Below are 23,813 nucleotides of genomic sequence, written 5' to 3' on the forward strand. Positions count from 1 at the left end.
TGGAGCCTGGACGTGATTGACAAGATCGCCGCAAGCGTGGCCGAGGCGCTGGCCGGCACGCCGGATGGAGCCACCGTGATGGTCGGCGGCTTCGGCACCGCAGGCATTCCCAACGAACTCGTCGATGGGCTCATCGAACACGGCGCCCGCGACCTGACCCTCGTCAACAACAACGCCGGCAACGGCGAGCACGGCCTGGCCGCGCTGCTCAAGGCGGGTCGCGTGCGCAAGGTCATCTGCAGCTTCCCGCGGCAGACGGACAGCCATGTCTTCGATGCGCTGTACCGCGCTGGCAAGGTCGAGCTGGAGCTGGTGCCGCAGGGCAACCTCGCCGAGCGCATCCGCGCTGCCGGTGCCGGCATCGGCGGCTTTTTCACGCGCACCGGCTACGGCACCGACCTCGCGAAAGGCAAGGAGACGCGCGAGATCGAAGGCCAGATGTACGTGCTGGAGCAGCCGATCCACGCCGACCTCGCCCTCATCAAGGCCGAGGTCGGCGACCGCTGGGGCAACCTCGTCTACCGCAAGGCCGCGCGCAACTTCGGTCCGGTGATGGCAATGGCCGCGCGCCGCACCGTGGCCAGCGTGCACGAGGTGGTGGCGCTCGGCGAGCTCGATCCCGAGGCCATCGTCACGCCCGGCATCTTCGTCAGCCGCGTGGTGCGCGTCGAGCGTCGGGCCACGCAGGCCGGGGGCTTCAAGGCGGCCGCCTGAGCACGCAGAAGAAGGAGCATCCATGAGCTACCAGAAACGCAGCAAGGACGAGCTCGCCCGGCGGGTGGCCCACGACATCCACGACGGTGCCTACGTCAACCTCGGCATCGGCATGCCGACCCTCGTGGCCAACCACCTGCCCGAGGGCGTCGAAGTCATCCTGCAAAGCGAGAACGGCATCCTCGGCATGGGTCCGGCGCCCGCAGCGGGCGCGGAGGATTTCGATCTCATCAACGCGGGCAAGCAGCCGGTGACGCTGCTGCCGGGCGGCGCCTACTTCCATCACGCGGACAGCTTCGCGATGATGCGCGGCGGCCATCTCGACATCTGCGTGCTCGGCGCGTTCCAGGTGTCGGCCACCGGCGACCTCGCCAACTGGAGCACCGGCGAGCCCGGCGCGATTCCCGCCGTCGGCGGCGCGATGGACCTTGCCGTGGGCGCCCGCCAGACCTGGGTCATGATGGACCTGCTGACCAAGCAGGGCGCCAGCAAGATCGTCGAGCGCTGCAGCTACCCGCTGACCGGCCTTGCCTGCGTCAAGCGCATCTACACCGACCTGGCCACCTTCGCCTGCACGCGCGAGGGACTGCGCCTGATCGACACCGTGCCCGGGCTCGGGCACGCCGAACTCGAGCGGCTCGTGGGCTTGCCCATCGCGACCGCCTGATCCCGTACCTGGAGACTTCTCATGACCACCCCCTACGCCTTCATCTGTGATGCGGTCCGCACGCCTTTCGGGCGCTACGGCGGCGCGCTGTCCGCCGTGCGCACCGACGACCTGGCCGCGATTCCGCTCAAGGCGCTGATGGCGCGCAATGCGCGCGTCGATTGGCAGGCCGTCACCGACGTGCTGTACGGCTGTGCGAACCAGGCCGGCGAGGACAACCGCAACGTGGCCCGCATGGCCTCGCTGCTGGCGGGCCTGCCGATCGAGGTGCCCGGCGCCACGATCAACCGGCTCTGCGGCTCGAGCCTCGACGCGATCGGTACCGCTGCCCGCGCCATCCGGGCCGGCGAGGCCGAGCTGATGATCGCCGGGGGCGTCGAGAGCATGAGCCGTGCGCCCTTCGTGATGCCCAAGGCCGAGAGCGCGTTCGCCCGGGCCAACGCCGTCTACGACACCACGATCGGCTGGCGCTTCGTCAACAAGCTCATGAAGGAGCAGTACGGCATCGACTCCATGCCCGAGACGGCCGAGAACGTCGCCACCGACTTCAGGATCGAGCGCGAAGCGCAGGACCGCATGGCGCTGGCCTCGCAGCAGCGGGCGGTGGCGGCGCAGAAGGCCGGCTTCTTCGACGCCGAGATCGTGCCGGTCACCATCGCACAGAAGAAGGGCGAGGCGCTGGTCGTGCAGCGCGACGAGCACCCACGCGAGACCAGCCTGGAAGCGCTCGCCAAGCTCAAGGGCGTGGTGCGCCCGGACGGCAGCGTCACCGCCGGCAATGCGAGCGGTGTCAACGACGGCGCGGCCGCCCTCATCCTGGCGAGCGAAGCCGCCGCGGCGCGCCACGGCCTGACGCCGCGGGCGCGCGTGCTCGGCATGGCCACGGCCGGCGTGGCGCCGCGCATCATGGGCATCGGCCCCGCGCCCGCCACGCGCAAGCTGCTGGCGCAGACCGGCATCCGCCTGGAACAGCTCGACCTGATCGAGCTCAACGAAGCCTTCGCCGCCCAGGGGCTGGCGGTGCTGCGCGAACTGGGTCTGCGCGACGACGATCCCCGCGTCAACCCGAACGGCGGCGCCATCGCGCTGGGCCATCCGCTGGGCGCCTCGGGTGCGCGCCTCGCCACCACCGCGGTCAACCAGCTGCACCGCACCGGTGGCCGCTACGCCCTGTGCACCATGTGCATCGGCGTGGGGCAGGGCATCGCGCTGCTGCTCGAACGGGTCTGAGCGCGTGGGCCCCGGTCGCTCGCGCTCGACTTCGCGATCACGATCACGATCGCGATCGCGAGCGTGTGCCGGCGCTGCGCCCCCGCGGTGCGCGGCTGCGGACGCTGCGATTGCCGGCGAAGAACGCGCTGTAGACAGGGTCCGCCCGGATGCGGGCCGTGCGGAAGCGGTCCGTGCACGAACGGTCCGTCCACCAACGACCTGTGCAGACATCGGCCCGGCAGCTGCCGGCCGCGCCGGCGCGAACCGTCTGCCGCCCCTCACGCCCTGAGCGGCGGGAGCCCTCTGCCATTCCGATCACCGACCCCACCTTCTATCTCGTCGCGATCCCGGCGGTGTTCCTGCTCGGGGTGAGCAAGAGCGGCTTCGGCGCCGGCTTCGGTTCGCTCGCCGTGCCGCTGATGGCGCTGGCGGTGCCGGTGCCGCAGGCCGCGGCCATCCTGGTGCCGGTGCTGCTGGTGCTCGACCTCATCGGCCTGCACGCCTGGCGGCGCCACTTCGACTGGACGGTGATCCGGTTCCTGCTGCCCTTCGGTCTGCTCGGCACGGCCATCGGCACGCTGCTGTTCTCGGCGCTCGATGCACGGCTGGTGGCGGGCATCGTGGGTGCGTTCACCTTGCTGTTCCTCGCGCAGCGGTTGCTGTTCCCGCCCCGCGCCGATGCGCCACCGCCTGCGCGCTGGTGGGGCGGCCTGATGACCACCATCGCCGGCTTCACCAGCTTCGTGGCGCACGCCGGCGGACCACCGCTGAACGCCTACATGCTGCCGCTGAAACTGCGCCCGCCCGTCTACACCGCCAGCATCGCCATGTTCTTCTTCACCATCAACGTGGCCAAGTGGGGCCCTTACGCCTGGCTCGGTCTGCTCGATCTGCGCAACATGGCGACCTCGCTCGCCCTGCTGCCGCTGTCGCCGCTCGGTGTCCTGCTGGGCGTGCGCATCGCCCATCGGATCTCGCAGGTGCTGTTCTACCGCCTCATCCACGCCGGCATGCTGCTGACCGGCGCCAAGCTGGTCTGGGACGGCTTTCTGTCCGCGCGCATGTAGCGCATCTCCAGCGCGAGCCGTGGTGCGCGGATCGCGCGCAGGGCGCCGGTCACCGAGTAGGGCAGTCGCCAGGTGAGACTGTCGGGTCGCAGCCGGCTGCCGCAGGGCGGCAGGCAACGCGCAGGCGAACGCGTGGGCACGAGCGTCGGCGACCAGCCCGACTTTCCCGGATGCGGGTTGCGATCGCCTGTACTGCTGGCGTGCGCCGCGGTCGTCGCCCGCCCGCTTCGCGGCTCATGCCGCGCTTGTTTCGCGCGCCACCAGCACCGGCACCGGGGCCTGGCGGATGATGTCCTCGGCGCCGCTGCCCAGCATCAGGCGGCTCAGGCCGCGGCGCCCGTGCGTGCCGACCACGACCAGGTCGGCCGGCCATTCGCGTGCGGCCTTGGCCACCGATTCGGGCAGGCGCTCGCCAAGCTGGTCCACGAACACCGTGTCGGCATCGACTCCGGCGCGCCGGGCGGTTTCGAGCGCCTCCGCGAGGATGCGCGTGCCGCTGTCGCGGGTGGCGCGGAACAGCTCTCCGGCGGCAGCCCCGGTGGGGTCGTAGCCTGCGAGATAGGCGGCGTCCTCCAGCACGTGCACCAGGCGCAGCCGGCCTGCGAAGGCGCGCGCCATGCCGATGGCGACCGTCAGGGCGTGCATCGACGGCGCGCTGCCATCGACCGGAACCAGAATGCGTTGGAACATGGTCACCTCCTTGGGTGCGGTTAGGAAGAACTCGGAAAGGTCCGGGAAGAAGACGACGCCGGTGCAGTGGCGGGCATCGCAGTTGCCGCAATTGCGGCAGTTGCGGCATCGGATGCATTGGCGGCAGGAGCCGGAACGACCGCTTCGGCCAGGAGCTTGTTCAGCGCCGGCGCCAGCAGCGGCGCGAGAGCGATTGCGTTGCTCGGGTGGTGCACGCTGTCGCAGCTCGCCACCCGCGCAATGCCGGCGTGCAGCATGCGCGCCTGTGCATCACCATCGTGCAGCGCGTGCACGCCCACGCACAGGGCGGCTCCCAGTTCGGCGGCCTGCAGCGCCTGCGCAGCGGCGACCAGCGTGTGCCCGGTGGAGATGATGTCGTCCACCAGCACCGGCGTGCGACCGCTCCACTGCGGCTCGCGCGGCGGTGCGACCACCCGCACCTCGCGGTCGCCCTGCCGCGTCTTGCGCATCACCGTCCAGGGCGCGTGTGCCAGGCGGGCGACTTCGCTCACCCACTGCGCGCTTTCCTCGTCCGGACCGACCAGCAGCGGAGCCGGCACCTGGTCGGCGAGCCAGGCGGCGATCGCCGGGGCTGCAGGCACCACCTGCGTACGCAGCGTGTAGATCTGGTCCAGGCTGTGCCAGCGGTGCAGGTGCGGATCGACGGTGAGCAGGAAGTCGAAGCTCGACGACAGCAGCCGCGCGAAGCTGCGCGAGCTGATCGCCTCGCCGGGCTGGAAGCGGGCGTCCTGGCGCATGTAGGCGAGATAGGGCGCGACCAGCCCCACACGACGCGCGCCCAGCTCGCGCGCCGCGTCGGCGGCGAAAACCAGAGGCAGGGTCTTGTCGTGCGGGTGGTCGAGGGTGCAGGCGAACACCACGTCGCGGCCGTCCGGCGCCGCGTCGATTCGCACCAGGGATTCGCCGTCGGGAAAGTGGCGCACCAGAACGCGCGCCGCCTGCCCGCCGCATTCCCGTGCGAGGTCCTGCGCCAGCGCCTCGTTGCCCGGCATCGCCAGGATCAGCATGTCGTGTCCTTCCTCGGGTTCGTGTTCGCGGCCAGCCGCATTGCTGCGCTGGGCGGCCTCCATGGCGCCACTGTAGGCCAGTCGTGCGCTGCAGTGGGCCGCCACGCCCGCGACTTCTGCTGGCGATGCCGCTGCTCGCGGGCTCCCGATGGTTGCTGCTCCGCGCCGCTCGTACGCACGGCTCACGTTCTCACGTTGCCGGTGCGCCGGGTATAGGGTGCCGACCTCACGACCTCACGACCTCACGACCTCGCGACCTCACGACCGCGTCCTCTTCACCGGTCATGGCTTCGAGCCCGCCACGACCGTGGCGTCTTCCGCGTCGGAGGCGGCGGCCTGCGCCTGCGCGGCGGCGCGTTCCTGCGCCATCTGATCCTCGAACTGCGCGCGCCCCTCGCGCGCGACCGCTATAAGCCGGGCGCGGTCGCGGTGGTGCGGGACCATGCGCTCGAACAGGGCGATGTTGTGCTCGCGGTAGCGCGCGGCCTGGCGTTCGGCCACTTCCGGGGTCGCCCCCAGCAGCTCCAGCACGGCTGTGCCGCTGCGCAGACTCGACTCGAAAAGCTCCCGCTCCACCCGCCGAACGCCGCGGTCGCGCAGCGCATACCAGTGCGACACATCGCGTGCACGCACGACCAGTTCCAGGTGCGGAAAATGCTCCCGCGCCACATCGACGATGGCGAGCGACTGCGCCACGTCATCGACCGCCACCACGAGCACCCGCGCCTGCTGCGCACCGGCGGTGCGCAGCAGGTCCAGTCGCCGCGCATCGCCGAAGAACACCTTCGCGCCGAAGACCCGCGCTGCCTCCACCATGTCCGCGTCGTGGTCGAGCAGGGTAGTTGCGATGCCCTGTGCGGCGAGCAGCCGCGACACGATCTGCCCATAGCGTCCGAAGCCGGCGACGATCACCGGCGCGTGCTGCGCCTCGCTGAGCTCCGGCAGCTGGCGCGGGCGGCTCCAGCGGGGCAGCAGCCAGCGGTCTGCGGCAACCAGAAGCAGGGGCCCGAGCAGCATGGAAATGATCACCGCACCGATCAGGAGCGATGCGGTCTCGGGGGGAAAGACCCGTGCGCCGGCGGCAGCCTGGAAAACCACGAAAGCGAACTCCCCGCCCTGAGCGAGCAGCACCGTGAACACCGGACGCTCGCGGCGGTCGATCGCGAGCCGCCCCGCCAGCCACCAGATCAGCGCGGCCTTGATGGCCAGGAAGCCGAGCACGAGCGCCGCCACCAGCGCCGGCGCCCGCGCCAGCGCATCCAGGTCGAGGCTCATCCCCACGGCAATGAAGAACAGGCCGAGCAGCAGGCCCTTGAACGGCTCGATGTCGGTCTCCAGTTCCCGCCGGTATTCGCTATCGGCCAGCAGCACGCCGGCCAGGAAGGCCCCCAGCGCCATGGACAGGCCCATGGAGAACATCAGCGCGGAAGTGGCCACCACCAGCAGCAGCGCCGCCGCCGTGAAGATTTCGGGCGTGCGGCTGCGGGCGATCAGTCGCAGCACCGGTCGCAGCACCAGGCGTCCGCCCAGAATGATGGCGCCGATGGCAGCGACCACCTTGAGTGCCTCGAGCAGGCGGTCGGTGCCGCTCGCGGCCGGCGCATCGAGCGCGGCCATGCCCAGCAACGGCACCAGAGCCAGGATGGGAATGGCCGCGACGTCCTGGAACAGCAGGATGGACAGCCCGGCGCGGCCCGCCGGCGTCGTCATCAGGTTGCGCTCGTTGATCTCCTGCAGTGCGATCGCCGTGGACGAGAGCGCCAGGCCCAGCGCCGCCACCAGGCTCAGCCGCCAGCCCGCCCCGGCGGCGATGCCGGCGGCGAACAGCAGGGCCGTGCAGCCCAGCACCTGCGCCGAGCCCCATCCGAAAATGGGGCGCCGCAGCATCCACAGTCTTCGCGGTTCGAGTTCCAGGCCGATGAGGAACAGCATCAGGACTACGCCGAACTCGGCGAAATGCAGGATCGTCTCGACATCGCTCACGAGTGCCAGCCCCGCGGGGCCGATGACGATGCCGGCCGCCAGGTACCCGAGGACGGATCCGAGGCCGAGCGCACGGGCCAGTGGAACCGCCAGGACGGCCGCGCCGAGATAGAGAAGGCTGCTGGTGAGCCAGGTGGGGGCGTGTTCGATCGGCACGGCTGCGGGCGGTGAATGGACGGGCCGCAGTCTACGCCGCGGCTGTCGCAGGCCCGACACCACGTGCGGCTCGCACGGCCCTACCATGCGTGCATGCGCGTGCTGCAATCTCCGAGCGAACTGCTGGCGCTGGTCGGCCAGGACGTGGCCACCAGCGAGTGGATCACCGTGACCCAGGAACAGGTGCAGCAGTTCGCCGAAGCGACCGGCGACCGGCAATGGATCCACCTCGATGAGGAGCGCGCCCGCAGCGGGCCGTTCGGCAGCACTGTCGCCCACGGCTATCTCACGCTCTCCCTGCTGCCCGCGCTGGTGGCCGGCGCGCTGGAGGTCCGCGGAGTGCACATGGCCATCAATTACGGGCTGAACAAGGTGCGCTTTCCCGCGCCGGTGCCGGTGGGGAGCCGCTTGCGGGCGCAGCTGAAGCTGCTCGGCTGCGACGCGATCGACGCGGGCGGCCTGCAGGTTGCCTGGCTGGCCACGATCGAACGCGAAGGCAGCGACCGTCCCGTGTGCGTGGCCGAGACCCTCGCGCGCCTGTACCCGCAGGCCGATTCGTAGGCGCCGTCTGCCTCAGGCGGCGCCGGCGAACCCGTTCTGTCGCCAAGCCTCGAACACCGTCACCGCGACTGCATTGGACAGGTTGAGGCTGCGCTGGCCCGCCCGCATGGGTAAGCGCAGCTGCCTGTGCGGTGCAAAGCCATCGCGCAGCTGCGGCGGCAGCCCGCGCGATTCGGATCCGAACACCAGCCAGTCCCCGGGCGTGAAATCGACCTCATCCACGCGCCGCGTGGCACGCGTGGTGAGCGCGAACATGCGCTCCTCGGGAGGCCGTGCCGTGGTGACGAGTGCGCTCCAGTCGGCGTGGCGCCGCACCTCGGCCCACTCGTGGTAGTCGAGCCCGGCACGTCGCATGAGCCGGTCTTCCATGGAGAAGCCGAGCGGCTCGACCAGGTGGAGCGTGCAGCCGGTGTTGGCGGCCAGCCGGATCACGTTGCCGGTATTGGGCGGAATTTCGGGGTGGACGAGAACGATGTGGAACATGGCGACGCCGGCCGGTAGGCAGGCTCGAGTATCGCGGCTCGCGTCGTGGTGGCCTCGTGTGCCGCGGCGCGCGTGGGCTGCTCAGGCCGATGCAGTGCGCGCCAGCACCACGGCCGTGACGCCCGCCGCCCCGGCGGCGAGCAGGGCCTGCGCGGCGGCCTGCAGGGTTGCGCCGCTGGTCATCACATCGTCCACCAGCACCACCTGCCGCCCCGCGACGGCCTGTGGTCGCAGCGGGTCGAGGGCAAAGGCGCCGCGCACGTTCGCATGGCGGCGCTCGCGCGCCAGCGACGACTGCGGCACGGTGTCCCGCACCCGCAGCAGCAGCCGGGCCTGCAGCCGCTCGCGCGGCGCCAGCCGCCGCGCGAGTTCGAGCGACTGGTTGAATCCACGCTCGGCGAGCCGCCGCGGCGACAAGGGCATCGGCAGTACCAGGTCGGCCGACGCGAGTGCCTGGGCGATGCCGGGCGCGTTTCGCATGAGGCGCGCCAGCGGCGTCGCCCAACCCGGCTCGTCCTGGAACTTGAAGCGCGCGATCAGGCCCGCCCAGGGGAACGCATAGGGGAGGGCGCAGTGGCAGGCCGCCACCGCGGGCGGCTCGCGCAGGCAGGCGCCGCACTGCGCAACGCCGGCAGGCACCGGCCGGGCGCAGCGCGCACACCGCGCCTGTGCCGCGTGCGCGAAGCGGGCGACGCAACCGTCGCACACCGGCCGCGCCGGCCAGCGATGGCAGATCGCGCAGCGCGCGGGCAGGCGGGACAGGGCGGCGTCGAGCCAGGGCGCAAGCATCGGCTCAATATACTGGCAGCCGCTCCAGCGCCTGGCGGGCACCGCCGGTGCCGCGCGCCGAGGCACCCGCCGCATGCCCGACTCCCTTCCACCCACTATCGATCCGCAGGCCGCCGCGCGCTGGCAAGCCCGTGCGCCGGCACGCCCGCCGTGGTTGCACGAGGAGGTCGGCCGGCGCATGGAGGAGCGGCTGCAATGGATCCGCCTGCAGCCACGCCACTGGATCGATTGGCATCCGATGCGAGGCGGCCTGGAGGTCCACCACCGCGTCGCCGAACGCTACCCGCAGGCGCAGGCGCTGGTGGTAGAGCCGATCGCGACGCAGCGGGCTGCGGCCGAGCGGCAGTTCGCCTTGCCGTGGTGGCAGCGCTGGCGGGCGCAGGGCACTACGGTGGTGGCTTCGGCGCCCGACGGCGCGGCGCAGATGCTCTGGGCCAACATGGCGCTGCACCTGGCACCGGACCCGCAGGCGCTGGTCTCCGCCTGGCACCGTGCCTTGGCTGTGGACGGCTTCCTCATGTTCTCCTGCCTGGGGCCGGACACGCTGCGCGAACTGCGCCCGCTGTACGCGCAGCTGGGCTGGGGGCCCTGTGGTCACGAGTTCACCGACATGCACGACTGGGGCGACATGCTGGTGCACGCCGGCTTCGCCGAGCCCGTCATGGACATGGAGCGGCTTACCCTCACCTGGCCCGATGCGCGAACGATGTTGCGCGAGCTTCGCGAGCTTGGGGCGAACCTGCATCCCCGTCGCTTCGCCGGCCTGCGGGGCCGGCTCTGGCGCAGGCGCCTCGAAGAAGCGTTGACTGCCGGCCTGACCGCGGCCGACGGGCGCTTGGCCCTGAGCTTCGAGATCGTCTATGGACACGCGTTCAAGCCGGCGCCCCGTGCACGGGTCGGCGGCGAGACCGCACTGTCCCTCGACGACATGCGAGCCTTGATCCGAAAGGGTGCAGCGTCGGACGGGGCGTGAGCACCCATGCGGCCGCCCGAAGGCCGCAGCTGGCAGGCGCGCCCGCGTGGGGTTTTCGGGGAAATTCCCGTCGGGGTGCGGCGGCCGCCCCATGGCTGCGCGCTACAATTCCGTGTTGATCTTGTGAGCGGCCACCGTCCATGCGGGGATATCGATTCGCCACGGTACAGGGTCCCCGAATTCAGTGGGCCTTGAAGCGTAACTGCTCGGTATCGCCCGCCCAGCTGGGTTGGTTCTACGCCTCCCTGTGCGTCGTCTCCCTCGGCATCGCCACGGTTTTCTGGCTGCAGGGCGCGACGCTGGTCCTGCCCTTCGCCTGGCTCGAGTTGGCAGCGGTCGGGGTGGCGTTCCTGGTCTATGCCCGGCACGCAACCGACGGCGAGCGCATCAGCCTGCAGGGCGTGCGCCTGGTGGTCGAGCTGGAGCATGGGGGGCGGGTGGAGCGCGCGGAATTCCACCGCGACTGGGTGCGCGTGGAGCCGCGTTCAGACGATCGGTCTCTGATCGAGTTGTCGGGCCGGGGACGTTCGGTGCGGGTCGGTCGCTACACGCGACCCGAGTTTCGGACCGAGCTTGCGCAAGAGATCAGGCGGGCCCTGCGCGAAGCCGCGTGAGGCGCGGAACGAAAGGGCTTTGCGCGGGTGCGCAGGGCATGGACAAGGGCCTCGGGCGACCCCCGCGCGAGGCGACGGACAGGGCGCTGCGGCCGCAGCCGGAGTGCCCTGGAGGCGGCGGATTGTCATTGAGGTGTACGAAGTGAAGATGATGAAGAGCATTTCCCAGAAGCTGGCCGGCTTGCTCGCTGCCGGGGCCGCTGCCGGCGCCGCGCACGCACAGGTGCAGGACCTGCCGGGCGGCCCCGGCGTTCGCCAGCTCAACCTCCATGACGCCGTGACGCGCATTGCCGCCGAACAGGCGTGGCTGCACTGGTTCATGCTCATCACCTGCATCGTCATCTTCGTGCTGGTGTTCTCGGTGATGTTCTATTCCATCTGGAAGCATCGCCGCTCCCGCGGCGCCAAGCCTGCCAACTTCCACGAGTCCGTCACGGTCGAGATCATCTGGACCGCGATCCCCTTCCTCATCGTCATCATCATGGCGCTGCCGGCCACCAAGGTGCTGGTCGCCGCCAAGGACACCAGCAACGCCGACCTGACCATCAAGGCCACCGGATACCAGTGGAAGTGGGGCTACGACTACCTCAACGGCGAGGGCGCCGGCATCTCCTTCCTGTCGGCGCTGGACGCGTCGCACCGCCAGATGTCCGACGCCGGCGCGCGCGGCAACGTGCCCAACGACTACCTGCTCAAGGTCGATAACCCGCTGGTGGTGCCGGTCGGAAAGAAGGTGCGCATCATCACCACCGCCAACGACGTGATCCACGCCTGGGGCGTGCCGGCCTTCGGCGTGAAGCAGGACGCCATCCCCGGGTTCGTGCGCGACACCTGGTTCCGCGCCGAGAAGGTGGGTGACTACTACGGCCAGTGCTACGAGCTGTGCGGCAAGGAGCACGCCTACATGCCGATCCAGGTCCGGGTCGTGTCCGATGCCGACTACACCGCCTGGGTGGGCGCGGAGCAGAAGAAGATGGCCGCGCGCCTGGACGACCCCAGCAAGGTCTGGCAGCTCACCGACATCGTCGCGCGCGGCGAGAAGGTCTACGCCGCCAACTGCGCCGCATGCCACCAGGCCAACGGCAAGGGCGCGGGCCCGATCAAGGCGTTGGACGGCTCGGCGCTGGTGCTCGATGCAGACAAGTCCAAGGCCATCGATATCGTGCTGAACGGCCGGGGCGCCATGCCTGCCTGGAAGCAACTGTCCGATACCGACATCGCCGCCGTCGTCAGCTACAGCAAGAACGCCTGGAGCAACAAGACCGGCCAGGTGGTCCAGCCCGCCGAAGTGCAAGCGCACCGCGCCAAGTAAATCCCGAGGTAACCCAAGATGAGTGCAGTTCTCGACAACCACGCACACGGCGGCGACCACCACGCCCACGACGACCACCACGGCCACCCGGCAGGATGGCGACGTTGGGTCTATGCGACCAACCACAAGGACATCGGCACCCTCTACCTGCTGTTCTCCTTCTTCATGCTGATGGTCGGTGGCGTGCTGGCCCTGGGCATCCGCGCCGAGCTGTTCCAGCCGGGGCTGCAACTGATCAACCCCGAGCTGTTCAACCAGCTCACCACCATGCACGGCCTGATCATGGTGTTCGGCGCGATCATGCCGGCCTTCGTCGGCTTCGCGAACTGGATGATCCCGCTGCAGATCGGCGCGTCCGACATGGCTTTCGCCCGCATGAACAACTTCAGCTTCTGGCTGATGGTGCCGGCCGGCGCGATGCTCGTGGGCTCGTTCTTCATGCCCGGCGGCGCCCCCTCGGCGGGCTGGACGCTCTATGCGCCGCTCACGCTGCAGATGGGCCCGTCCATGGATGCCGGCATCTTCGCCATGCACATCCTGGGCGCCAGCTCCATCATGGGCTCGATCAACATCATCGTGACCATCCTCAACATGCGCGCCCCCGGCATGACGCTCATGAAGATGCCGATGTTCTGCTGGACCTGGCTCATCACCGCCTACCTGCTGATCGCCGTCATGCCCGTGCTGGCCGGGGCGATCACGATGACGCTGACCGACCGCCACTTCGGCACGACGTTCTTCAACCCGGCCGGCGGCGGCGATCCGGTGATGTACCAGCACATCTTCTGGTTCTTCGGCCACCCCGAGGTCTACATCATGATCCTGCCGGCCTTCGGCATCGTGAGCCAGGTCGTGCCCGCCTTCGCCCGCAAGCGGCTGTTCGGATACGCCTCCATGGTGTATGCCACCTCGTCGATCGCCATCCTGTCGTTCATCGTGTGGGCGCACCACATGTTCACGACCGGCATGCCGGTGACCGGCCAGCTGTTCTTCATGTACGCCACCATGCTGATCGCAGTGCCGACGGCGGTGAAGATCTTCAACTGGATCGCCACCATGTGGCAGGGCTCGATGACGTTCGAGACCCCCATGCTGTTCGCCGTGGGCTTCATCTTCGTGTTCACGATGGGCGGCTTCACCGGGCTGATCCTGGCCATGGCTCCGATCGACCTGCTGCTGCAGGACACCTATTACGTCGTTGCCCACTTCCACTACGTGCTGGTGGCCGGCTCGCTCTACGCGCTGTTCGCCGGCTTCTACTACTGGGCGCCGAAATGGACCGGCGTGATGTACAACGAGACGCGCGGCAAGATCCACTTCTGGTGGTCGCTCATCTCCTTCAACGTCACCTTCTTCCCCATGCATTTCCTTGGGCTGGCCGGCATGCCGCGCCGCTACGCCGACTACCCGATGCAGTTCGCCGACTTCAACGCCCTCGCCTCGGTGGGTGCTTTCGCCTTCGGTCTGGCACAGGTGTACTTCTTCATCTTCGTCGTGCTGCCGGTGATGCGTGGCCAGGGTGCACCTGCACCTCAGCGCCCGTGGAACGACGCCGACGGCAAGGGCGCCGAAGGCCTGGAATGGGAAGTGCCGTCGCCGGCGCCGTTCCACACCTTCGAAACCCCGCCGCGCCTCGACGCCACCGCCACCCGTGTGCTGGACGCACGCGTGCAGCCGGACAACCCCGGCACCGTGCACTGAGTTGCGGCCCAATTGACGAGCATCGGCATCAAGACCATGGCACGCACTCCCGGTGACGACAACCGCAGCAGGAAGGGCAACCTGCGCCTGGCGCTGATCCTGGCCTCGGTCGCGGCCGCGTTCCTGCTGGGATTCGTGGCCAAGATGGTTCTCCTGAGCAGCTAGGGGCCCTCTCGTGAGCGTCGCACGCGAAAACCTTCGCATGGTCGGCAAGCTGGTCGTGATCGCGGTCGGCATGTTCGCCTTTGGCTATGCGTTGGTGCCGCTCTACCAGAAGATCTGCGAGGTCACCGGCATCAACATCCTTGCGCTGGGCGAGCGGCAGGTGCCGGGCGCGCCCAAGGGGCTTCCTGCCAACACGCAGATCGATACCAGCCGCACCATCACGGTCGAGTTCGATGCCAACGCGCGGGGTCCCTGGGAGTTCCGGCCGACCCAGCGCTCGGTGCAGGTCCACCCAGGGCAGCTCACGACCGTGATGTACGAGTTCCAGAACGTGCAGAACCGCCGCATGGCCGCCCAGGCGATCCCCAGCTACGCACCGCGCAATTCCGCCGCTCACTTCAACAAGCTGGAGTGCTTCTGCTTCAACCAGTACACGCTGGAGCCGGGCGAGAAGAAGGAGTGGCCTGTGGCGTTCGTGATCGACCCAAGGCTGCCCAAGGACGTGACGACCATCACGCTGTCCTATACCTTCTTCGAAGTCGGCGCGGCCATGCCGCCGGCGCCGACGCTCCCTGGGCCGACGTCGTGACGCGGGGTGCCATGGCCAGGGACGACAAGGGCAGGGGCAGGGGTTCGATTCTTCAGACCACGAAGGCCGTGGCCTGGGCGTTCCTCGGAATCCGCCGCAACAGCGACTACCAGCAGGACATGGGGCGGCTCAACCCCTTTCACGTCGTCGTGGCGGCGCTGGTCGCTGTCGCGTTGTTCGTGGGCGGCCTGATCGGGCTGGTCCACTGGATCGCCGGTTGAATTCGGCAAACCACACACACAAGAACTTATCCGGAAGCAGGAGTTGAGATGAGTACCAGCGCCCACGGCAAGACGCCGTACTACTACGTGCCCCAGCCATCGCGCCACCCGGCGATGATGGCGCTCGGCCTGTTCTTCGTGATCCTGGGCGCGGGCCAGTGGATCAACGGTGTCGAGTGGGGCATGTGGTCCCTGTACTTCGGCCTCGCCTGGGTGGCCGTGGTGTTGTTCCAGTGGTTCCGCGACGCGGTGCACGAGAGCGAGAGCGGGCAGTACGGCCGCAAGATCGATCTCAGCTACCGCTGGAGCATGAGCTGGTTCATCTTTTCCGAAGTGATGTTCTTCGGCGCCTTCTTCACCGCCTTGTGGTGGATGCGCTCGCACTCGGTGCCGAGCCTCGCCGGCGCGGAGAACGCCCTGCTGTGGCCCGACTTCAAGGGCGTCTGGCCCAGCGCCGCCGCCGGCGTGACGGCCTCGCCCGGCGGCATCGTCGAGCCCTTCGACACCATGACGCCGTTCTGGCTGCCGACCATCAACACCGCGTTGCTGCTGACCTCGGGCGTCACGCTCACCATCGCCCACCACGCGCTGCGCGAAAACCACCGCGGCAAGACCCTCGCCTTCATGTGGGCCACCGTGCTGCTGGGCATCGTCTTCCTGTTCGTGCAGGGCTACGAATATGTCCACGCCTACCGCGACTTGAACCTGAAGCTCACCTCGGGCGCTTACGGCTCCACCTTCTTCATGCTCACCGGGTTCCACGGCTTCCATGTCCTGGTCGGCATGCTGATGCTGCTGTTCATCACGCTGCGCCTCATGAAGGGCCACTTCACGCCCGAGCGTCACTTCGGTTTTGAAGGTGCCGCCTGGTACTGGCACTTCGTCGATGTGGTGTGGCTTGGCCTGTACGTGCTGGTCTACTGGTTCTGACAACGCGTCGCCTGTGCGGGGCCGCATGATCGGCTCCGCTGCGACAGGGCCGCCGTGCAGGCGGCCCTTGTCCTTTCCGACGTAGCGTTGTGATGCCGCGCGGCAGCGCGCACGAGAGAACCGGTGAACGGCGCCGCGCCCGAGCGTCAGAGTGGTGTCGAGCTTCGTGCCCGGCCGCTCGCTGTATGACAGGAGCCGGCTCCGGTGTGCAGTGGGCGACGAGCTGCGATGCGCGATGAGAGCGGCGAGCGGCGCACCCCGGGGTGCCGTGCGCGTGCGTCGAGCGAGCCAGCGGACAAGTCCCGCGGCGCCCGGGCGCACAACGGCAATGCCGCCGTTCAGCCCGTCAGCGGGATGCCCGTGGGACGGATGTAGCCGAGTTTCCAGGCCAGCAGGATGCAGAGGAACAGGACGATGGAGAAACCGACCCGAAACGCCAGCGCCCGGGCCATGTGCGCCGACCGGGGCTTGTCTGCGTCGCCCTCGCGCATCATGAAGTACAGCGCCGCCGCGAGGCTCCCGAGAATGGCCAAGAAGGCGAGCGAAACCAGCAGAACTTTCATGCGGGTGATTATCCGGTGACGTCCCTGACCTCACCGCGCTTCTGGGTTGCCACCCTCGCGACGCTCGTGGGCATGGCGCTGACGGCCGCGCTCGGCTTGTGGCAGTGGGATCGGGCCGGCCAGAAGCTGGCGCTCGAAGCATCGATCGAGGCGGCCCAGGCGGCTGCGCCGGTGCCGGCCGAGCGGCTGGTCGATGAGGCCGGCGCGCCCGAACTGCTGCACCGCCGTGTCGAACTGCGCGGGCGCTGGCTGCCCGAGCACACCGTCTTTCTCGACAACCGCCAGATGCAGCAGCGGCCGGGCTTCTACGTCGTGACGCCCCTGCGCCTGTCCGGCAGCGATGCCGTGGTACTGGTACAGCGTGGCTGGGCGCCGCGCAATTTCCAGGCGCGCGAGCAGCTGCCCCCGGTGGCAACGCCTCCCGGGGAGGTGACGGTGCAGGGCCGGATCGCCCCGGCACCGTCCAAGCTATACGCGTTCGACGCGGCCGAGACGGGGCCCATCCGGCAGAATCTCGACCTTGCCGCGTTCCGCAAGGAGACCGGCCTGCCGCTGCTCGAAGGTTCGGTGCAACAGGTCGGCCGCGCGTCCGAAGGCCTGCTGCGTGACTGGCCCGTCGCTGCCAGCGGCGCCAGCAAGAACTACGGTTATGCCTTCCAGTGGTGGGCCCTGTGCGCGGCCCTCTTTGCCTTCTATGTCTGGTTCCAATTCATCCACCCGCGCCGACGAGAATTCCCGCGTGCCTGATCAGCCGCTCGACCTGACGGTGCATTCCCTGCCACGCCCTGGCGACGTGGCCGAGAGCGACGCGCGCCGCACCCGGCGCGGACGCCTGAAGATGCTGGGCGTGCTGCTGGTGTGTGCCGCGCCCGTCATCGCGTCCTACTTCACCTACTACGTCGTGCGACCCGAAGGACGGCGCAACTTCGGCGAACTCATCGAGCCGCAGCGGCCGCTGCCGGACATCGCCGCCACGCCGCTGGAAGGCGGCGCGCCCGTGCCGTTGCGATCGTTGCGCGGACAGTGGCTGCTGGTCAGCGTTGCCGGCGGCGCCTGCGACGCCGGGTGCGAGCAGAACCTCTACCTGCAGCGGCAGCTGCGCGAAGCGCTCGGCAAGAACAAGGACCGGCTCGATCGCGTGTGGCTCATCGACGACGGCGCCGCTGTACGCCCGGAGCTCGGGCCCGCCCTGCAGCAGGCGACTGCGCTGCGGGTGGACCGGAACCAGCTTGCGCAGTGGCTGCAGCCGGCGCAGGGGCAGCCGCACTCGGCGCACCTTTATGTAGTCGATCCCATCGGCAACTGGATGCTCCGGTTCCCGGCCCATCTCGACCGGGAAGGTGCTGCCAAGGCCAAGCGCGACCTCGAGCGCCTGATGCGGGCGTCGGCGTCCTGGGACCAGGCGGGGCGGCCCTCATGACCGACGCCGTCGCGCTGTACGACCTCTCCCCCGCGCTGCGCCTGATGCTGCTTGGCCTGGTGCTGGCGCTCGGGCCACTTGCGTGGATCTGGCTGCGCAATCGCCGCGCGTCCGTGGCGCAGCGGCTCGCGGCGCTGACGCTGCTGACCCTGTTCCTCACCTTCGACCTGGTCCTGTTCGGTGCCTTTACGCGGCTGACCGATTCGGGCCTGGGTTGCCCCGACTGGCCGGGCTGCTATGGCAACGCCAGCCCGCGCGGCGCGCACGCCGAGATCAGCCAGGCGCAGGCGGCCCTGCCGAGCGGACCGGTCACCCACACCAAGGCCTGGATCGAGATGATCCACCGATACCTGGCCACAGGCGTCGGCGTGTTGATCCTGGTGCTTGCCGCGGCCAGCTGGATGCGCCGCCGCGAGCTTCCGGTGCATCCCGGCTGGCCCCTGGCCACGCTGGTCTGGGTATGCCTGCAGGGCGCGTTCGGCGCGCTCACCGTCACGCTCAAGCTCCAGCCCGCCATCGTCACGCTGCATCTGCTGGGCGGGCTGGTCCTGCTGGCGCTGCTGTGCCGCCAGGCGGTGGCGTACGCGCAGGCGCACAGTGCGCGCCATGCGCCGCACACCATCTCTCCTGCGCTGCGGCTCGCGCTGGCGCTCGGCTTCGCCTTGCTCTGGGTCCAGGTGGCCCTGGGCGGCTGGGTCAGCACCAACTACGCCGTGCTCGCCTGCAGCGAGTTCCCCACCTGCCAGGGCGGCTGGTGGCCCCCCATGGATTTCCGCCAGGGCTTCGAGATCTGGCGCGACCTTGGCAAGACCGGCGACGGCGAAAACATCACCTTCGCCGCGCTCACCGCCATCCACTACGCGCACCGCCTGGCGGCGTACCTGCTGCTCCCCGTGTTGCTGGCGCTCGCGTGGGCGCTCGCGCGCGCCGGGCTGGCGCGCCAGGGACGCTGGCTCGCCGTGCTGGCGCTGTGGCAGCTCGTCACCGGCTTGAGCAATGTCGTGCTGGGGTGGCCGCTGGCCGCGGCCGTCGGCCACACCGGGGGCGCGGCCGCGCTTGTCGTCGTCTGCACCTGGGCCTGGTGCGCAAGCCGCAGCGCGAGCCCCGTGCGCCGTGCCCGTGGCCAAGCGCGGGAGGTGCGGGCATGAGCCGCTTCGCGCAGTTCTATGCGCTCACCAAGCCGCGGGTCGTGCAGCTGATCGTTTTTTGCGCGCTGATCGGCATGGTGCTGGCGGTGCCCGGCCTGCCGAGCGCCGCGGACCTGCAGGCGGCCGCGCTTGCCTGCCTGGGCATCTGGCTGGTGGCCGGCGCGGCCGCCGCCTTCAACTGCCTGGTCGAGAAGGGCATCGACGCCAAGATGAAGCGCACGTCGTGGCGGCCCACCGCCAGCGGCGAGCTGTCGGACGTGCAGGCGCTGGCGTTTTCCGCCGTCTTGTGCGGACTCGGATCCTGGGTGCTGTACCAGTGGGTCAATCCGCTGACCATGTGGCTCACCTTCGCCACCTTCGTGGGCTACGCGGTGGTCTACACCGTCATCCTCAAGCCGCTCACCCCGCAGAACATCGTGATCGGCGGCGCCTCCGGTGCCATGCCTCCGGTGCTCGGCTGGACCGCCATGACCGGAGAGGTCGGACCGCAGGCGCTGATCCTGTTTCTCATCATCTTCCTGTGGACGCCGCCACACTTCTGGGCGCTCGCGCTGTACCGCGTCGAGGACTACCGCAAGTCGGGCCTGCCCATGCTGCCGGTGACCCACGGCAACGAGTTCACCCGCCTGCAGATCCTGCTCTACACGCTGGTGCTGTTCGCGGCGTGCCTGCTGCCTTTCGCCTACGGCATGAGCTCGTGGCTGTACCTGCTGGCAGCGGTGGTGCTGAGCGGGTTGTTCTGCGTCTATGCCTATCGCCTCTGGCGCGCCTATTCCGACCAGCTGGCGCGTCGCACCTTCCGCTTTTCCCTTGTCCACCTGAGCGTGCTGTTCGCCGCGCTGCTGCTGGACCACTACCTGTTCTGACCATGCAACGAAGAGCCCTCCTGTCGTCACTCGCCGCAGCGGCCTTGCTGGCTGCCTGCAGCCAGGATGCCAAGCCGCAGTTCAAGGCCGTCGATATCACCGGAGTCGATTACGCCAAGGACTTCCAGCTCACCGACCAGCACGGCCAGGCGCGCAGCCTGAACGATTTCGCCGGCCGGGTGGTGGTGGTGTTCTTCGGCTTTACGCAGTGCCCGGACGTCTGCCCCACCACCTTGAACGAGATCGCGGAAGCCAAACGCCTGCTCGGTGCGGACGGGGACAAGCTGCAGGCGGTCTTCATTACCGTTGATCCCGAGCGCGACACGCCCGAGGTGCTCAAGGCCTACATGGGCAACTTCGACCCACAGTTCGTTGCCCTGCGTGGCACGCCAGAGGAGACCGCGAAGGTCGCGAGCGACTTCAAGGTCTACTTCAAGAAGGTCGATGGCAAGACCCCGGGCAGCTACACCATGGACCATTCGGCGGCGAGCTTCGTCTACGACCCCACCGGCCGGCTGCGGCTCTACACCCGCTACGGCACCGGTCCGCAGGCGCTGGCCGACGACGTGAGGCTGCTGCTGCGCCAGGGCTGATCTTCTTTTCGGAACGCCTCCGATACCGGAGACCACGCGCCGGCACGGCGACGATCTGCGCTCGCGCGTCGCGTCAGGCTGCGGCTGCGGCCATTCTAGAAATTGATCGCGCGGATCGCCCGGCGCGGCTGCGAGCGCATGGCATTGCAGGCTTCTTCGAGCCACTGAAGGCAGCGACGTGCGTCGAGCTCCTGGTCGGGCAGCAGCGTCAGCGCCACATGGAACTTCAGCGTCGTGGACGGGGGCAGCACGGCGGCGTGCTGCAGTCCGTGGGCCACCACCTGCTGCGCGCGGGCCACCGCAGCCTCAGCCGTCGTCGGCCCGTCCAGCAGCAGGATGAAATCGCGCTCGCCCACTCGTGCCGGCAGATCGAGGTCCCTCGCCGCCGAACGCAGGATGGACGCTGCGACTACCAGGGCGCGGTCGGCGACCGCGCGGCCGAACTCGTCGCGCAGTGCTTCGTAGTTCGTCAGTCGTACCCCCAGCACCGCGCACAGGTGGCGCTGGCCGATCGCGCGCATCAGTGCGTCCTCCAGCCGCCGCAGCAGCGTGTCGCGGTCGCACAGGCCCGTGAGCGCGTCGGTGTGGTCCAGGCGCGCGGCGCGCATGTGCGTCTCGCGGCGCTGCAGCGCGCGTCGGCTGAGGGCGTAGTACAGGATGGGCAGCTGCAGCGCGGTGCCGAGCGCGAGGCCGTGGCGCGTGAGCACCGTGTTGGGCAGCAGGTTCAGCGCATACGCGATCGGCAGCAGTGCGGTCAACGCCAGCGGCACGAACGCCAGGGTGATGGTTCCCATGTAGGGGTCGCGGCCCCGCCGCCAGGCCAGCGCCAGCAGCGACGCAGCGATCGGCACGGTGGCCCCGATCAGGACGGCCACCAGCGCGAAGCTCGCACGGGTGGCGATGAACGCGTTGAGGGCCACCGCTGCCAGCAGCGCCGCGACGATGCTCCAGCAGGCCAGGTCGAGCGCGCGGGAAAAGCGCGCCGGCTCGCTGAGGACCTTGACGAACCAGAGGCAGGCCGCGACCGCCATTCCGGGCACGATGCGGCGTGCCAGGCCGCTCCAGTGGGGCGAGTCCACCCACAGGTGCTGGGCCCCCACCCCCAGCACGACCAGCTGGACGGCGCCGACGGCGACCACGTAGGCGAGTAGGGCGGTGAAATTGCGGTCCCGGTGTACGAGGGCACTGACCAGGCTCGCAATGCCGATGAACGCCAGCACCCCGAAGTACGCGCCCAGCAGGAATTGCTCGAAGGCGCGGAACTCGAGCAGCGCCGGCTGGCTGTACAAGTGAATGGGAACGCTGAAATTGGCCCGCTCGTGCTCGATGCGCACCCAGTAGCGCACCACGCCTCGCCCGCCGGGCGCCAGCTCGAAGGTCGGCAGGCGGCCCGGGATCGACCACTGGTCCACGGGCTTGTCCTGGCCGGCCGCCTGCACCACCCAGCGGCCGTCCGCGCCCTGGTAATACAGCTGCATCAGATCCACAGAGGGGTGCATCAGCACCAGGAACCAGCGGCTGTCCGTCGGGACGGCCGCGTCGAAGCGCAGCCACAGCGCGCGCCCGTCGATGCGGTACTGACGGCGCTGCTCGAAAGCAGACCAGGGCAGAGCCGGGGCCTCGGCCGCAACCGCCTCGATGTCCCTGGAGCCGTCCGGATCGATCCAGGCGAGGCTGCTGCCCGCCAGGGCTTTGCCTTCCGTGACCGAGGACAGTTGCACGAGAGCGGGCGGCTGCGGCTGCACATCGCGCGACCAGGCGAGCGTGGCGAAACACCACGCCACCAACGCGACTGCCATGCACCGGAAGAGGTTCACGCCCGCATTGTTGCCGTAAAAAAGCCCGGCTCAGCCGGGCTTGTTGCGGGGAGTGGACGCGCTCAGGCGAATGCGGCCAGCGCCTTTTTCATCTTTTTCATCGCCGCCGACTCGATCTGGCGGATGCGTTCGGCCGAGACGCCGTATTCGGCAGCCAGTTCGTGCAGCGTCATGCCGCCCGAACCGTCGTCGTTCACGCGCAGCCAGCGTTCCTCGACAATGCGGCGGCTGCGCGCATCGAGCTGCTCGAGCGCCGCTGCAATGCCGTCGGTCGCCAGCACATCGCGCTGGTGCGACTCGATCACGGCGGTGGGCTCGTGGCTCGCGTCGGTGAGGTAGGCAATGGGGCCGAAGGCGTCCTCGCCGTCGTCGCCGGGCGTCGGGTCGAGCAGTACGTCGCCACCCGCCATGCGCGTCTCCATCTCGAGGACTTCCTCGCGCTTGACGTTCAGCTCGCGCGCCATCACATCGACCTGTGCGTCGGTCAGGGTGTCGCGGTGGGTCTGCGCATCGGCATCGTCCTTGAAGCCCTGCTTCATCGAGCGCAGGTTGAAGAACAGCTTCCGCTGCGCCTTGGTGGTCGCCACCTTCACCATCCGCCAGTTGCGCAGGATGTATTCGTGAATTTCGGCCTTGATCCAGTGCAGCGCATAGCTCACCAGGCGCACGCCCTGATCGGGGTCGAAGCGCTTGACGGCCTTCATCAGGCCGATGTTGCCTTCCTGAATCAGGTCGCCGTGGGGCAGGCCGTAGCCGAGGTACTTGCGCGAGACCGCCACCACGAGCCGCAGGTGCGACAGCACCAGCTTTCCGGCGGATTCGATGTCGTTGTGGTCGCGCAAGCGGCGCGCGCAGTCCTGCTCCTCCTCCGGAGTCAGCAGCGGCAGCCGGTTGACGGCGGAGATATAAGCGTCCAGGTTGCCCAGGGAGGGAACCATCGCCCACGGGCTGGCCACGGCCAGACCGGTGGTGGAAGCTCCAGCTGAAGTGGACATGCCAGGGGATCCTTTCAAAGTCATCGTCATGTTAGCACTCGATTGGAGGGAGTGCTAAGGCACAAGTTCCGCGCAATCCTGGAACCGGCTCTGCGGGCGAGCTCGCCCGGCTCGGTCCCATTTTGCCCAGAATGCGGGTTCACTCGCGCACTCGCTCCATGTCGCTGTCCCAGCCGCCCACCGTCCTGAGTCTCTCGACCACCGTCGGCTCGCCGGAGGAGGCCCGGCGCCTGGCGCTGGGCCTTCTGGAGCGGCGGCTCGCAGCCTGTGTACAGATCGATGCGGCCGTCGAATCGCATTACCGCTGGCAGGGAAGTGTCCAATCGGACACCGAGGTACGGCTGAGCATCAAAACCCGGCCAGAGGCGCTGGACGCCGTGATCGGCTACCTGTCCGGGCACCACCCCTACGACACGCCGCAGCTGCTGTGGCAGACCCTCGCGGCCAGCCCTGCTTACGCGCAGTGGGTGCGCGCCGAGGTGCCTGTGCCTGCCGAGGGCCCGGAGCAGGACAGCGCACCGCCGGAGGCCGGGTAGCTCGCCCGGAGCAGGGGGTC

Annotated in this window: 27 protein-coding genes; 19 read left to right on the plus strand and 8 right to left on the minus strand. The window is 69.2% G+C overall.

Going from position 1 to position 23,813, the window contains the following annotated elements; all coding sequences use genetic code 11:
• The first annotated feature begins 12 nt into the window (after positions 1-12).
• The 4 genes from WG922_RS14390 (at position 13) to WG922_RS14405 (ending at position 3,660) form a co-directional block, all read left to right on the plus strand.
• On the plus strand, positions 13-714 hold the full coding sequence (locus WG922_RS14390; RefSeq protein ID WP_340283395.1) for a 3-oxoacid CoA-transferase subunit A: 702 nt from the start codon (positions 13-15) through the stop codon (positions 712-714).
• A 22-nt stretch (positions 715-736) separates the two neighbouring features.
• Entirely contained in the window at positions 737-1,381 is a 645-nt protein-coding gene (locus WG922_RS14395) for a 3-oxoacid CoA-transferase subunit B (protein WP_340283396.1), read from the plus strand.
• Between the two features lie 21 nt (positions 1,382-1,402).
• Positions 1,403-2,611, plus strand: coding sequence for a 3-oxoadipyl-CoA thiolase (pcaF, locus tag WG922_RS14400; protein ID WP_340283397.1), 1,209 nt, complete (start codon positions 1,403-1,405; stop codon positions 2,609-2,611).
• A 290-nt stretch (positions 2,612-2,901) separates the two neighbouring features.
• The gene (locus WG922_RS14405) at positions 2,902-3,660 is read left to right on the plus strand and encodes a sulfite exporter TauE/SafE family protein (protein WP_340283489.1); all 759 of its coding nucleotides are present in this window, start codon (positions 2,902-2,904) and stop codon (positions 3,658-3,660) included.
• Between the two features lie 234 nt (positions 3,661-3,894).
• Here WG922_RS14405 and WG922_RS14410 read toward each other — a convergent pair whose 3' ends face one another.
• The 3 genes from WG922_RS14410 to kefC form a co-directional block, all read right to left on the minus strand.
• The gene (locus WG922_RS14410; protein WP_340283398.1) at positions 3,895-4,350 is read right to left on the minus strand and encodes a universal stress protein; all 456 of its coding nucleotides are present in this window, start codon (positions 4,348-4,350) and stop codon (positions 3,895-3,897) included.
• 20 nt (positions 4,351-4,370) lie between these two features.
• Positions 4,371-5,378 (minus strand): ribose-phosphate diphosphokinase, encoded by a 1,008-nt coding sequence (locus WG922_RS14415; RefSeq protein ID WP_340283399.1) that lies wholly within the window; start codon positions 5,376-5,378, stop codon positions 4,371-4,373.
• Between the two features lie 282 nt (positions 5,379-5,660).
• A complete protein-coding gene (kefC, locus tag WG922_RS14420) occupies positions 5,661-7,511 on the minus strand; it encodes a glutathione-regulated potassium-efflux system protein KefC (protein WP_340283490.1) in 1,851 nt (616 codons plus the stop codon).
• 99 nt (positions 7,512-7,610) lie between these two features.
• On the opposite strand from kefC, the gene WG922_RS14425 reads away from it, so the two are divergent.
• The gene (locus tag WG922_RS14425) at positions 7,611-8,078 is read left to right on the plus strand and encodes a MaoC family dehydratase (RefSeq protein ID WP_340283400.1); all 468 of its coding nucleotides are present in this window, start codon (positions 7,611-7,613) and stop codon (positions 8,076-8,078) included.
• Positions 8,079-8,090: 12 nt separating this feature from the next.
• Here the strand turns inward: WG922_RS14425 and WG922_RS14430 are convergent, their stop codons facing one another.
• Positions 8,091-8,561, minus strand: a complete 471-nt coding sequence (locus WG922_RS14430; RefSeq protein ID WP_340283401.1) for a tRNA (cytidine(34)-2'-O)-methyltransferase — start codon at positions 8,559-8,561, stop codon at positions 8,091-8,093.
• Positions 8,562-8,642: 81 nt separating this feature from the next.
• Positions 8,643-9,350, minus strand: coding sequence for a ComF family protein (locus WG922_RS14435; RefSeq protein WP_340283402.1), 708 nt, complete (start codon positions 9,348-9,350; stop codon positions 8,643-8,645).
• Positions 9,351-9,423: 73 nt separating this feature from the next.
• On the opposite strand from WG922_RS14435, the gene WG922_RS14440 reads away from it, so the two are divergent.
• The 8 genes from WG922_RS14440 (at position 9,424) to WG922_RS14475 (ending at position 15,855) form a co-directional block, all read left to right on the plus strand.
• Positions 9,424-10,323: a biotin synthase gene (locus WG922_RS14440; protein WP_340283403.1), complete on the plus strand. Its 900-nt coding sequence runs from the start codon at positions 9,424-9,426 to the stop codon at positions 10,321-10,323.
• A 140-nt stretch (positions 10,324-10,463) separates the two neighbouring features.
• Complete coding sequence (locus tag WG922_RS14445) at positions 10,464-10,937, plus strand: DUF2244 domain-containing protein (protein WP_340283404.1); 474 nt, start codon at positions 10,464-10,466, stop codon at positions 10,935-10,937.
• A gap of 151 nt (positions 10,938-11,088) precedes the next feature.
• A complete protein-coding gene (gene coxB / locus WG922_RS14450) occupies positions 11,089-12,249 on the plus strand; it encodes a cytochrome c oxidase subunit II (protein ID WP_340283405.1) in 1,161 nt (386 codons plus the stop codon).
• Positions 12,250-12,267: 18 nt separating this feature from the next.
• Positions 12,268-13,950 (plus strand): cytochrome c oxidase subunit I, encoded by a 1,683-nt coding sequence (ctaD, locus tag WG922_RS14455; RefSeq protein ID WP_340283406.1) that lies wholly within the window; start codon positions 12,268-12,270, stop codon positions 13,948-13,950.
• A 36-nt stretch (positions 13,951-13,986) separates the two neighbouring features.
• Positions 13,987-14,115: a cytochrome oxidase small assembly protein gene (locus WG922_RS14460; RefSeq protein WP_340283407.1), complete on the plus strand. Its 129-nt coding sequence runs from the start codon at positions 13,987-13,989 to the stop codon at positions 14,113-14,115.
• 10 nt (positions 14,116-14,125) lie between these two features.
• Positions 14,126-14,704 carry a cytochrome c oxidase assembly protein gene (locus WG922_RS14465; protein WP_340283408.1) on the plus strand — a complete coding sequence of 193 codons (579 nt, stop codon included), beginning with the start codon at positions 14,126-14,128 and terminating at the stop codon, positions 14,702-14,704.
• Positions 14,705-14,715: 11 nt separating this feature from the next.
• On the plus strand, positions 14,716-14,925 hold the full coding sequence (locus WG922_RS14470; protein ID WP_340283409.1) for a DUF2970 domain-containing protein: 210 nt from the start codon (positions 14,716-14,718) through the stop codon (positions 14,923-14,925).
• Positions 14,926-14,973: 48 nt separating this feature from the next.
• Positions 14,974-15,855, plus strand: coding sequence for a cytochrome c oxidase subunit 3 (locus WG922_RS14475; protein ID WP_340283411.1), 882 nt, complete (start codon positions 14,974-14,976; stop codon positions 15,853-15,855).
• A gap of 338 nt (positions 15,856-16,193) precedes the next feature.
• Here WG922_RS14475 and WG922_RS14480 read toward each other — a convergent pair whose 3' ends face one another.
• Positions 16,194-16,418, minus strand: coding sequence for a twin transmembrane helix small protein (locus WG922_RS14480; RefSeq protein ID WP_340283413.1), 225 nt, complete (start codon positions 16,416-16,418; stop codon positions 16,194-16,196).
• Positions 16,419-16,442: 24 nt separating this feature from the next.
• Here WG922_RS14480 and WG922_RS14485 point away from each other — a divergent pair, with 24 nt between their 5' ends.
• From WG922_RS14485 to WG922_RS14505, 5 genes are read left to right on the plus strand one after another with little or no spacing between them, the layout of a single operon-like run.
• On the plus strand, positions 16,443-17,165 hold the full coding sequence (locus WG922_RS14485) for an SURF1 family protein (protein WP_340283491.1): 723 nt from the start codon (positions 16,443-16,445) through the stop codon (positions 17,163-17,165).
• A complete protein-coding gene (locus WG922_RS14490; RefSeq protein WP_340283414.1) occupies positions 17,113-17,838 on the plus strand; it encodes an SCO family protein in 726 nt (241 codons plus the stop codon). Before WG922_RS14485 ends, WG922_RS14490 begins: the two co-directional genes overlap by 53 nt.
• Positions 17,835-18,986 carry a COX15/CtaA family protein gene (locus tag WG922_RS14495; protein ID WP_340283415.1) on the plus strand — a complete coding sequence of 384 codons (1,152 nt, stop codon included), beginning with the start codon at positions 17,835-17,837 and terminating at the stop codon, positions 18,984-18,986. The genes WG922_RS14490 and WG922_RS14495 overlap by 4 nt, the downstream gene beginning before the upstream one ends.
• A complete protein-coding gene (cyoE, locus tag WG922_RS14500) occupies positions 18,983-19,852 on the plus strand; it encodes a heme o synthase (RefSeq protein ID WP_340283416.1) in 870 nt (289 codons plus the stop codon). Before WG922_RS14495 ends, cyoE begins: the two co-directional genes overlap by 4 nt.
• 2 nt (positions 19,853-19,854) lie before the next feature.
• Entirely contained in the window at positions 19,855-20,445 is a 591-nt protein-coding gene (locus tag WG922_RS14505; protein ID WP_340283417.1) for an SCO family protein, read from the plus strand.
• Positions 20,446-20,540: 95 nt separating this feature from the next.
• On the opposite strand, the gene WG922_RS14510 is transcribed toward WG922_RS14505, so the two are convergent.
• Both WG922_RS14510 and rpoH read right to left on the minus strand, forming a co-directional pair.
• A complete protein-coding gene (locus tag WG922_RS14510) occupies positions 20,541-22,262 on the minus strand; it encodes a sensor domain-containing diguanylate cyclase (RefSeq protein WP_340283418.1) in 1,722 nt (573 codons plus the stop codon).
• 62 nt (positions 22,263-22,324) lie between these two features.
• Complete coding sequence (gene rpoH / locus WG922_RS14515) at positions 22,325-23,257, minus strand: RNA polymerase sigma factor RpoH (RefSeq protein ID WP_340283419.1); 933 nt, start codon at positions 23,255-23,257, stop codon at positions 22,325-22,327.
• A gap of 158 nt (positions 23,258-23,415) precedes the next feature.
• On the opposite strand from rpoH, the gene cutA reads away from it, so the two are divergent.
• Positions 23,416-23,793 (plus strand): divalent-cation tolerance protein CutA, encoded by a 378-nt coding sequence (cutA, locus tag WG922_RS14520; RefSeq protein WP_340283421.1) that lies wholly within the window; start codon positions 23,416-23,418, stop codon positions 23,791-23,793.
• Positions 23,794-23,813 lie beyond the last annotated feature (20 nt).

This window comes from Ramlibacter sp. AN1015, assembly GCF_037726105.1.
In the GTDB taxonomy this organism is placed as follows: domain Bacteria; phylum Pseudomonadota; class Gammaproteobacteria; order Burkholderiales; family Burkholderiaceae_C; genus Ramlibacter.